The sequence below is a fragment of the Streptomyces kunmingensis genome (assembly GCF_039533535.1).
In the GTDB taxonomy this organism is placed as follows: domain Bacteria; phylum Actinomycetota; class Actinomycetes; order Streptomycetales; family Streptomycetaceae; genus Streptomyces; species Streptomyces kunmingensis.
Genome location: NZ_BAAATS010000012.1, coordinates 232,103 through 243,201, shown reverse-complemented (window position 1 = coordinate 243,201; position 11,099 = coordinate 232,103). Strand labels below are relative to the sequence as shown.

The following is an 11,099-nucleotide window of genomic DNA, read 5'->3' as shown; positions in this document are numbered from 1 at the left end:
GGTCTCCGTTGCTGAAGTGCGTTCGGATGTACGTCAGTTGTGGGGGGCGGGTCCGGTCGACTCGCGGACGACGAGCCGTGGCCGCTCGTCGAGGCGCGCCGCGGGCAGGTCCTCACCGCACCGGGCGAGCAGGGTGCGGGCGGCGGCCGCGCCGACCCGCTGCACCTGCTGGTCGACGGTGGTCAGGCGCGGGTGCAGCCAGCGGCCGAGCGGCAGATTGTCGTAGCCGACGACCGACAGGTCCTCGGGGACGCGCAGTCCGGCCCGCTGGGCGGTGCCGATGCCGCACACGGCCATCGAGTCGTTGGCGTAGACGAGGGCGGTGGGCCGCTCGGGGGCGGCGAGGAGTTCGCGGGTCGCGGCGACGGCCGCGGCCTCCGAGAAGTCGGTGTGCCGGACGGCGGCGGGCGCGAGCCCGGCCGCGGCGAGCGTCTCCTCGAAGACGGCGAGGCGAAGGCGGGTGTGCTGGAGCTCGGCGGGACCGGCCACGTACGCGATCCGGGTGTGCCCCAACTCCCGTAGATAGTCCACGACTTCGTGCACACCCGCGCCCTGGTTCCCGAGCCCGACGACCGGCACGTCCGCCGTCGGGGTCGGCGCGCCGAGCAGGACGGCGGGCAGCCCGAGGCGGGTCAGCAGCGCCGGACGCGGATCGTCGGCGCGGGCGTCCGTCAGTACGGCCCCGTCCACCCGCTTCTCGGCGGCGAGCCGCTCGTACAGCGCGCTCTCCTCCTCGACATCGGCGACCAGGTGCAGGAGCAGGCCGTAACCGCGCGGCGCCAGCTCGCCCTCTATGCCGGTGATCAGCTCACTGAAGTGCGGGTCCGCGCCGAGTACGTCGGTCGGCCGGCGCACGACCAGCGCGAGTGTGCGCGTACGGGCACTGCGCAGCGCCGTCGCCGACGCGCTCGGCGACCAGCCGAGGTCGAGAGCCGCCTCCAGGATCCGCTGCCGCGTCGCCTCGGCGAGCCGCCCCTTGTCGTTGAAGGCCTGCGACACCGCCGCCGTCGACACTCCCGCCGCGGCCGCCACCGCCTTGATGGTCGGACGTCCGGCCTTCTTCGTCGTACGGGTCCCGCTCACATCTTCACCGCCCCGCTCACCAGTGCCTGCTGCATCCGTTTCTGCAGCACCGTATAGACCACCCACACCGGGACGAGCGTGAGGACGGTACCGGCGGTCAGCACGCCGTAGTCCGTGCCGGTGATGGACTTCAGGGTGGGCAGCGCCACCTGGACCGTGCGCTGCGCGGGGTCGGGCCCGATGATGACGAGCGAGTACAGGTACTCGTTCCAGAAGGTCAGGAAGTTGAGCAGCAGCACCGTCGCGATGCCGGGCAGACACATCGGCGTATAGACGTGCCGCAGGACCGCGAAGGTGGACGCGCCGTCCAGGCGGGCCGCCTCCTCCATCTCCTTCGGGATCGTCCGCATGAACTGCACCAGGATCACCACCGACAGCGGCATCGCCGTCGCCGGCAGGAACAGCACCATGAACGTCCGCGTATGGAACAGCCCTGTGGCCGCCGCCAGCAGGAACGTCGGGAACAGCGCCGCGAACGTCGGGATCAGGAAGCCGAGCGAGAACACCTTCTCGACCGCCGAGGCGAGGCGGCCCGTGGAACGGGCGAGCGCGAACGCCGCCGGGATCGCGAGCGCCAGCGTCAGCACCAGTGAGAACACCGTCACCAGCGCCGAGTTGACGATCGCGAGCCCCAGATCCGCGCTCTCGAAAGCGGTGGTGAAGTTCCCGAAGCCGTACGAGGACGGCAGCGCGAAGGGGTGCGCGAAGATCTCGTCGTTCGTCTTGAACGCCGAGGCGACGAAGTAGTACAGCGGAATGACGAGGAGCACCGCGTACAGCCACACCAGGATGTGCGCGGGCAGCCAGGACCGGCCGAAGCGGGAACGTGCCGAGGACTTCAAGGCGTACTCCGATCAGTGACTGGCGGTCAGTAGCTCTGCCGGAACGTGCGCCGGATGGCGAGCAGTCCGACGAGGCCGACGAGGAAGAGAAGGACACCGACGGTCTGGCTGTAGCCGAGGTCCGCCGCGATGAACGCCTTCTGGTAGACGAGGAACGACAGCGTCGTCGACGAACTCCCCGGCCCACCCTGCGTCAGGAGCAGCACATGCTGCGCCGAGCCGAACAGCGTCCACAGGAACTGGAGCATCGTCACGACACCCACGTAGTCCTTGATCACCGGGAAGTGGATGCGCCACATCGTCCGCCAGTGCCCGGCCCCGTCCAGCTGCGCCGCCTCACCCAGCTCGTCCGGCACACTGCCGAGCCGCGCCGCGAACAGCACGGCCGTGAAACCGATCCCGGCCCAGACGTCGAGCGCGATCAGACACGCGAGGGCCGTCGACGGAGAGGCCAGCCACGCGTCGGCGAGCGAGCCGAGACCGACCGACTCCAGACCGCCGTTGAGCAGCCCGTCGGGGGAGAGCGCGGCGTAGAACACCATGGCCTTCGCGGGCGTCGAGATCAGCCCGGGAATGAACAGCAGGTACCGGATGACGCGATGCCCCGGCGGCTTCTGCGCCACGTAGTAGCCCAGCATGTACGCGCACACCACCATCACCGGGATGGCGACGACGAGCTGGATCGCGGTATTGCTCACCGCGTCCCAGAACACCGGGTCGTCGAAGACCGTGCGCACGTTGTCGAACCCGGCGAACGACACCGGCTGGAGCATGCCCGGCCAGTGCAGCGCCGCCACCACGAAGATGGCGACCAGCGGGCCGACCATGAACACCAGGTACCAGACGAGCGCGGGCAGTGCGAGGGCCGTGCCGCCCTGCTTGCGCGGACGGCCGCCGGAGCCGGGGGAAGGAGGGGTGGGGCGGCTGACCGCTGCCTCGCCCGCTGTCGACGTCAACGTCGTCATGAGCAACTCCCTTACGTGAGAGGAGAGATGGGGGCGGGGTGATCAGACGCCGCGATAAGCGGCTTCGAGGACCTGACGGACCTTGGTGGCACTCGTGCCGCGCGTGAACGACGTACTCGTGGCCGTGACCAGCGGCTGCGTCGCCGCCGGCGGTACGAACAGGTCGGGCAGCAGCACCTGGCCCACATCCGAGCCGAGCCGCTGCGCCGCCGCGACCAGCGGAAAGTCCGTGCTCACCGCATCGGAGTGCAGGGCCATGTCCCGGCCGGACTCCTTGATGAACCGCGCGACCGTGTCCTCGCGGTAGAAGAACTTCAGGAACTTCTCGACGGCGTCGATCTTCTTCGTGCCGTTCGGGCTGATCCAGAAACCGATCAGGGTGTACGTGCGCAGGATCGTCGGCTTGTCGTGCGCCGCGCCCGGCGCCAGCGGCCAGCCGCCCACGTCCGTGTGGCGCGCCACCGCCTCCGGCACCTTGGCGAGCGCCGACGACATCGCCGACTGCATCGCCGCGGCCTGCGTGTTGAACTGCGTCGTCATCGTGTCCGACGTCAGGCCCTGCGCCTTGTCGGCGAAGACCCCGGCGTCGCGCAGCTCCACGAAGTAGTCGATGCCCCGGCGCGCCCCGCGGCTGCCGCTGAAGTCACCGGTCGTGTAGACGTGCCGGGCCTCGTCCTCGCTCAGGAACGTCTGGATGATCTGCGCGAGCAGCTTCTGCCCGGTCCAGTCGTTGCCGCCGGTGGTGACGGGCGCGATGTTCTTCCTTCGCAACTTGCCCGCGGCGCTGATGAGTTCATCGCCGGTCACCGGGATCCGGTCGACGCCCGCGCGCTCCAGCAGCGCCCGGTTGAAGGCGATCGGCCAGTTCGTCGCGAAGTACGGGAAGGCGCGCAGCCGGCCCTTGCCGTCCGTCCAGGCGTCGAGCGCGACGGGCAGCACACGCTCCCGCAGGCCCCAGTCGTCCGCGTACCCCTTGACGTCGACGGTGGCGCCGACGTCGGTCCAGGCCAGCGTCTTGTCGTACAGGTTGACCATGACGACGTCCGGCTCCTTGCGGGCCAGCCGAGAGGTCTCGTAGACCTGCGCGAGGTCGTCACCGTTGACGAGATTGCGGACCTTGAGCCCCGGGTTCTCCTTGCGGAAGCGGTCCAGGGCCGCGAGGTAGGTGGGGGAACCCGGCGCGGTGGTGCCGAGCTGGCTGTGCACCACGAGCGTGTCGGGATCGTCGTCGGCGGCGGCGAGCGAGGAGCAGCCGGACAGGGCGGGCAGGGCGGAGGCGGTGGCGAGCGCGCCACCGGCGGCGAGGAAACCGCGCCGACTCATCTTCGAGGACAGCACAGGGGGCACAGCGGTATGTCTCCAACCAGCTTGGTTAATCGATATACCTGCGGGGGTGCGAGCACCGTACGAGGCGCCCGGGGAACGGTCAAGCCCCCGTTGCGCATGGTGAAACGGGGGTCGGTGCGGCGAGAGTGGCTGATGTCGTGTGGCGTGATCTTTGCGGACCGAACCCCCTGTCGTGGCCGGACTGGTTGCAGGGACAATGGACGCGCAGAGGCGCGCGAGAGGCAGCGAGCGGGGGATTTCATGCTGGAAGAGCTGATTCTGGCCGGGGGGACGACCGTGGTGGCGGCCATGGCCACTGATTCGTGGTCGGTCGCGCGCAGCGGAGTGGCCAGGCTGTTCGGCCGCCGGGGAGCGGACCAACAAGCTTCGATCGAAGCCCAGTTGGACAACAACGCGGCTCTGGTCGCGCGGGCGGACGACGCCGAGCGGATCCGCAGGACCCTGCTGCCCGTCTGGTCGCTCGAACTGGAGGCGCTCCTGGACCAGCACCCGGAGGCCGAGCGGGAGTTGCGGGAGCTGATCGACGAGATCCAGGCGCGCCTGCCCGCCGCCGAGGGCGCGTCCGTGCAGCACAACACGGCCACGGGCGGCGGCCAGGTCTTCGCCGCCCAGGGTGGCAACGTCATCGTGCACCAGGCGTCACCCTGGCAGAACGGCGGCGGAGCCGCGCAGTGACGCGGGCGGGCTCCGGGTCGCGTCAAGAGGACCCCGGACCGCAACAAGTGGGCCCCGGGCCGCGTCAAGTGGTCCGGGTCGAGAGCGGGTTCGGCTACGGCGTCGTCGGTGCGGACCTGCACGTCTTCCCCGACCGGGGGCCTGTGTACGTGCTGTCCGAGTACGCGCCGGCCGCCACGCCGCCCGGACAGGGCACCGCCTGGCTCACCCAGCAGCCGAGCCGCATGCTCAACGCCCGTTACCGGATCGTGGAGTTCACCGGCCGCGACGAGGAGCGGACCCGGCTCGCGGCATGGCGGGACGCCGACGGCCCGCCCGGCGCCGCTCTGTGGCTGCACGGGCCGGGCGGACAGGGCAAGACGCGCCTGGCCGACCGGTTCGCCGCCGACAGCGCCGCCGCGGGCTGGAAAGTGGTCACGGCCACCCACGGCTCCGGCACCGTCCACGCGCACGCGGGCAGCCAGGACCTGCGCCGCGACGGCGCGGTGGGGCTGCTGCTCGTCGTCGACTACGCGGACCGGTGGCCCCTCTCCCACCTCACCTGGCTGTTCAGCAACAAACTGCTCGACAGCACGCTGCCGACCAGGCTGCTGCTGCTCGCCCGGTCCGCCGCCCCATGGCCCGCCGCCCGCGCGGCCCTGGAGGACGCCGGAGTCGCGACTGAAGGCCTCGCGCTGCCGTCTCTCGACGAGGACGGCGGCGCACTCGGCACCCGCCACGCCATGTTCACTATCGCCCGCGACTGCTTCGCCGCCCGCTACGGCCTGGCCGACGCCTCGGAGATCGAGGTGCCCGACCACCTCGGCACGCCGGAATTCGGGCTCGTCCTCGCGGTGCTCATGGCCGCCCTCGCGGCGGTGGACGCCCACACCAGCGGCGTTCGACCCCCGAAGGACATGGCGGGTCTCTCCGCCTACCTGCTGGACCGCGAACGCAGGCACTGGAGCCGGCTGCACGAACTGCGCCTCGAGGGGCTCGACTTCGAGACCGCCCCCGGCGTCATGAGCCGGACCGTCTTCAGCGCCGCGCTCACCGGTGCCGTCTCCCACGCGGACGGTGTCACCCAGCTGACCCGGCTCGGACTCGACCGGCCCGCGCGGCTCCTCGCCGACCACGGCATGTGCTATCCGCCGCAGCAGCCGGGCACCGTGCTGGAACCGCTGTACCCCGACCGGCTCGCCGAGGACTTCCTCGCCCTTTCGCTGCCCGGACACGACGCGAGCGACCACCCCGTCGCCCCCTGGGCGGCGGACACCGCGCAGACGCTCCTCGCCCGCTCCGCGGACGGTTCGGCGCCCGCCCACCTGGCCCGCGCCCTGACCTTCCTCGCCTCGGCGGCGGCCCCGCACCGCTGGCCGCACGCGGCCCGGCACGTGGAGAGTCTGCTGCGGGCGGACCCCGCGCTTGCGGTCGCCGCGGGCGGCCCGGCCCTGACCGCACTGGCCGCGGTCGATCTCGACCCGGACCTTCTGGACGCCGTCGAGGCCCATGTGCCGCGCCGGGGCCAGGTCGACCTCGACGCCGGGATCGCCGCCTTCGCCCGGCGCCGCACCGCGCACCGGCTCGCGGTCACCACCGACCCCGCCGAACGTGCCCGGCTGTACCAGGACCTCGCCTTCCGGCTGCTCCGGGCGGGAGAGCGCGAGGACGCCGTGCTCTTCGCGGAGCGGGCCGTCGACGCGTTACGCGAACCGGCGACCGTCGAATCGGCGGGCCAGGAACCCGCCCTCGCCACGGCCCTGGCCCAGCTCAGCGAACACGCTTACGCGGCAGGAGAGTTGGCGCGCAGCAGGCAGGCCGCCGCGGAGGCGGTCGGCATCTTCCGCCGGCTGACCCTCACCGATCCCACCGCTCATGAACCCGGCCTCGCCGTGTCCCTGTCCCACTACGGTCAGGGCATGGCCGGGTCCCGCGCACCGGAAGAGGCCCTCGCCGCCACCGAGCGGGCCATGGGGATCTTCCAGCGGCTCGCCGCCGACGATCCGGCGACGTACGAGCCGGGTCTGGCGATGACCCTCGCCAACGCGGCGATCTACCAATGGAAGCTGCGCAGATGGTCGCACGCCCTCCAGTCCGGTGAGCGGTCCGTCGCCCTCATCCGGCGCCTCATGGCCGCCGGGCCCGTCAACCCGGTCTCCGACCTCGCCCGGACCGTCGCCGTGGACGAGTCCGACCTCGCGACCGCCCTGGCCAACCTGGGATTCCTGCTGTGGGGGCGACGGCGCCGTGCGGAGGCCCTCGCCGCGCTGACCGAGGCGGCCGGCATCAAGCGCCGGTTCGCCGCGGCCAACCCCGCCGCCCACGAGCCGGCCCTCGCCGAGATCCTGTCGTCGCTCGGCACCTGTCTGCTGCGCAGCGAGCGGATCACCGAGGCACGCGGCGTCACCCAGGAGGCCCTGACGCTGTGGCAGCGGGTCGCGGCGCGGCACCCCGGCCGGTACGACGAGCGGCTGCGCACGGCACAGGAGGAGCACGGCAGGGTCCTCGACGGGCTGAGCGGCGACGCCGGGCCGGCGGACCGGACCTGGACGATGGAGGAGCACTTCGTGACTCTCCTCAACCAGGACGAGGTCTGGCAGAACGGCCAGGACCAGCGCGTGCGCCTGGACGACATGGACCCCCGCTACGCGGGCAATGTGCTGCGCTTCCTGCTCCGGCAGGCGGACCAGCTCTTCGTGCTGCTGCGCGACGGTCTCGACGTCAGCGCCCGCTCGCTCGGCCGGTGGCAGGACGAGGACGCCGAAACCTGGCTCGCCAGACAGCCCCTCGCTCTCGCCCTGCGCCGTCGCTCCGAGGGCGCGCCCGCCCGGCCGAAGACCTGCTACTGCGGCTACCCGATCCAGGCCGACTGGAGCCATGACCACTGCTATCCCGGCATCATCGTCGACTGAGCGACCGTCGGGACGGACGGGACGCGTGAGGGGGAGTACGTGCGGGACACGACGGAGCTCGGACACACCGTGGCTCAGATCGTGGCGGAGCGCTGGGGCGTCACGCTGGACGGCGGCGGCCTCATCGCCCGCTTCACCGAACCGGGGTGGAGCTACGAGGAGGAGGTCCCGCGCGCCTGCCCCGACTGCGACAGCGGGCTCCACGCCCTGCGGCGCCCCTACGAGTCGGCGGGAAGGATCTACCGGTACGTCGCCGTGGTCTGCCCGGTCTGTCCGGCGGCGTACACGCTCTCCGACCTCGGAGTGAAGACGTACGGCGCGCTCGGCGGCCGGGCCTCCCCGCCGGAGGAGCGGGAGCGCACGGTGCGGGGGAAGGTCATCGCCAGTTCGACGGGCGAGGGCGTGGGCTACCTGGTGGGTCTTCCCCTGGGGCCGTGTCCCACCGGCCCCGGCATCACGATCACGCCCCTGTCCGTCCCGGTCGTCCGCGGCCTCGTGACTCCGGCGCAGCCGGGGTGGCCCGCGGACCTCGCGGTGCCGACGGAGAGCGAGGAGCGGCGCCTGTTGTGGTGCAAGGTGACCGATCCCGCGTGGCGGCCGTCCGAGGAGGCGCTGGCGGCCGCCGACGACATCCGGGTCATCACGCCGGAAGGGCCTGCCTTCGCCGACCTGCGTGCCCTGTTCGCCACCCACGGCGCACGGATCAGTACCGCGCGGCACTGGAGGGAGCACGAACAGGTCGGCACCGTGGGCGACTTGGGCTCGCCTACGGATCTGGTGGCCCACCCGGCGATCTCGTTCGCGACCACCGCCACGGCCTCGTCCCTGCCCGGCTCGCCCGTCGCCGGCCCCGGGGCGCACGCGGCGCGGGACGCGTTCGAGGCGCAGTGGGACGCGCTGGCGGAGCTGCCGGACCCGGACGACGAGAGTTACGTGCCGGTCGGCGAGCTGGTCCCGCAGGAGTGGGCCGCACTGCTCCCGCACGCGACGTTCAACCCCGCCCAGACCGAGGTCGTCCCCGCTGTACTGAAGGACGACGAGCACCTGCTCGTCGTCGCCCCCACCGGCGCCGGCAAGACCCCGATCGGGATGGTCGCCGCGCTCAACGCCCACGCCCAGGGCCGCAAGGCCGCCTGGCTCGTACCGCAGCGGTCGCTGACCGACGAACTCGACCGGGAGCTGGAGAACTGGCGGCGGCGCGGCATCGCGGTCGTCCGCCTCACGGGCGAGTACGCGGTGGACATCGACCTCATCCGCGAGGCGGACGTCTGGGTCGCCACCACCGAGAAGTTCGAGGCGCTGTGCCGGGGCGGATCCCTCGGGGGAGCACTCGCCCAGGTGGGCTGCCTCGTCGTCGACGAGATCCATCTGCTCGGCGACCCGGGCCGCGGCGCCGTACTCGAAGCCGTCCTCACCCGGGTCCGCGAGGACAGTGCCCGCACGCGCATCGTCGGCCTGTCCGCCACCGTCGCCAACGCCGACGAGCTGGCCGACTGGCTCGGGGCCCGGCTGCTCCGCACCACCTGGCGGCCCACCCGGCTGACCTGGCAGATCCCCATGCTGCCCGCGCCACGGGGCGGCGAGCGCTCCACGCAGGCGACGGCCGCGCGCACCGCCGCCGCTGTGGACCTGGCCCGCGCCGTCACCGACGAGGGCGGCAGCGTCCTCGTCTTCTGCAACAGCCGGCGCGGCGTCCGCGCGACGGCCCTCGCACTCGCCGCGGACCGCGGGGTGCCCACTCGCGGTGCCGACGCGGACGACACCGCGCTCGTGGAACGGCTGTGCGGCGAAGCCGGAGTGGGCCTGCACTACCGCGACTGGCCGTTCAAACGCGAGGCCGAGCGGGCGTTCCGCGCCCGCGAGACCGATGTCCTGGTGGCGACCTCCACGGTGGCCGCCGGGGTGAACCTGCCGGCCCGCGCCGTCGTCGTCCGCGACGTCAGCCTGGGCCGTGGACGCGTCGAAGTGTCCATGGTGCAGCAGATGTTCGGCCGCGCGGGACGGGTCGGCGCGGGGGAGCGCGACGGCTGGGCCTTCCTGCTCGCGGACGAGACGGAGCGACCGGAGTGGCAGGCCCGGCTCACCGCCGGCTACACCGTGCGCTCGCGCATGGCGGACCGGCTGCCCGACCATCTCCTGGCCGAGGTGGTGCGGGGGCGGGTGGCCTCCCTTGACCAGGCCGAGGACTGGTGGACCGACACCTTCGCCTTCCATCAGGGGCACGACAGTGTCGAACCGCTCCACGACGCGGCGCAGTACCTCGCCGAGGCCGGCTATCTGACCAGCCACCCCGACCCGGCGGGCACTGTGCTCCTGGACGCGACGGAGCTGGGCGTCGTGACCAGCCGCTTCATGGTCGATGTCACCCTGGCGCACGAGCTGGCCGAGAGCGTGGGCGAGGGGCCGCTGCCGAGGCACCCGAACCACGCCGAGCGGGCCCTGACACACCATCTGGCCACGGTGCTGCCCGAACTGGCGGAGGCCGCCTTCAGCGACCGTACCCGCGCCGTCCTGCGACGCGTCCTGCGCGGCGACGGCCGGGTGGAGCGCCTCGACGACGACCGGAACCCGACGCCCGGGAACGATTACACGCTGCCGGGCGACCTGGCACAGGCGGTGCTGCTGCTGGTGGCCAACAGCCCGCAGGCCTTCGCCGGCCGCGGTGGCTACGTGCTCGGCATCCCGACCGACAGCCTGACCGGTGTGCTGGAGGAAGCCCAGCGCTATCTGGCCTGGCTGGGAGCCCAGGGCGAGCTGGGCACCGTACATCCCTGGATCGCCGTCGCCGCCGCGGACCTCGGCGAGCGCGTCCGCTGGCGTTCCCTCGGGCCGGGCCGCGGCTCCGGCCGGCTGCTGTGGATGTGCGGCCGCATGGCCACGGCGCAGCACGCCTCCCACCTGGTGCCCCGGATGTGGCGGGCGGCGCGCGACCGGGGCGTCGGCGCCCCCGACTGGACCAGTACCGCTCCGCCTCGCGACTGTGTGCTCCCGCCCGGCCGTTACCGGGCGCTGCTCCAGCAGCGCACCACCGGCGTCGTGCTCACCGAGGACGGCGACACCGTCCGGGTCGAGGCCCCGCAGGGGGCCGTCGTCAACGTCTGGAACGGGAAGTCGACGGTCCGTCACTTCTCGGACGGCACCCCGGCGCGGCTCGCGTATCCGGCAGCCGTGGAGGACGACCCCTCCGGCGGGCGGACCGGGGCCGCCGTGTTCACCCGCGGCGACCACCGCGCGGCGGGCTGGCTCGCCGCCTACAACGAGGCCGAGGAGGCCCACTCCGCGGTCGGGGAGTGACG

At 72.5% G+C, this 11,099-nt stretch carries 7 protein-coding genes; 3 read left to right on the top strand and 4 right to left on the bottom strand.

Annotated elements, in window-relative coordinates; translation table 11 throughout:
• Positions 1 to 33: 33 nt before the first annotated feature.
• From ABD366_RS15825 to ABD366_RS15810, 4 genes are read right to left on the bottom strand one after another with little or no spacing between them, the layout of a single operon-like run.
• Positions 34 to 1,083: a LacI family DNA-binding transcriptional regulator gene (locus ABD366_RS15825; protein WP_324769345.1), complete on the bottom strand. Its 1,050-nt coding sequence runs from the start codon at positions 1,081 to 1,083 to the stop codon at positions 34 to 36.
• A complete protein-coding gene (locus ABD366_RS15820) occupies positions 1,080 to 1,925 on the bottom strand; it encodes a carbohydrate ABC transporter permease (protein WP_324769347.1) in 846 nt (281 codons plus the stop codon). Before ABD366_RS15820 ends, ABD366_RS15825 begins: the two co-directional genes overlap by 4 nt.
• A gap of 26 nt (positions 1,926 to 1,951) precedes the next feature.
• On the bottom strand, positions 1,952 to 2,890 hold the full coding sequence (locus ABD366_RS15815; RefSeq protein ID WP_324769349.1) for a carbohydrate ABC transporter permease: 939 nt from the start codon (positions 2,888 to 2,890) through the stop codon (positions 1,952 to 1,954).
• A 42-nt stretch (positions 2,891 to 2,932) separates the two neighbouring features.
• Entirely contained in the window at positions 2,933 to 4,225 is a 1,293-nt protein-coding gene (locus tag ABD366_RS15810; protein WP_324769369.1) for an ABC transporter substrate-binding protein, read from the bottom strand.
• Between the two features lie 252 nt (positions 4,226 to 4,477).
• Between ABD366_RS15810 and ABD366_RS15805 the strand changes: the two genes are divergently transcribed.
• The 3 genes from ABD366_RS15805 (at position 4,478) to ABD366_RS15795 (ending at position 11,097) form a co-directional block, all read left to right on the top strand.
• Entirely contained in the window at positions 4,478 to 4,912 is a 435-nt protein-coding gene (locus tag ABD366_RS15805; protein ID WP_324769350.1) for a hypothetical protein, read from the top strand.
• Positions 4,913 to 4,980: 68 nt separating this feature from the next.
• Positions 4,981 to 7,803, top strand: a complete 2,823-nt coding sequence (locus ABD366_RS15800; RefSeq protein ID WP_324769351.1) for an ATP-binding protein — start codon at positions 4,981 to 4,983, stop codon at positions 7,801 to 7,803.
• A gap of 39 nt (positions 7,804 to 7,842) precedes the next feature.
• Positions 7,843 to 11,097 (top strand): DEAD/DEAH box helicase, encoded by a 3,255-nt coding sequence (locus ABD366_RS15795; protein WP_324769352.1) that lies wholly within the window; start codon positions 7,843 to 7,845, stop codon positions 11,095 to 11,097.
• Positions 11,098 to 11,099 lie beyond the last annotated feature (2 nt).

Coding starts and splice junctions, on each gene's coding strand:
- ABD366_RS15815 (WP_324769349.1), bottom strand. CDS start 2,890: ATGACGACGTTGACGTCGACAGCGGGCGAGGCAGCGGTCAGCCGCCCC.
- ABD366_RS15805 (WP_324769350.1), top strand. CDS start 4,478: ATGCTGGAAGAGCTGATTCTGGCCGGGGGGACGACCGTGGTGGCGGCC.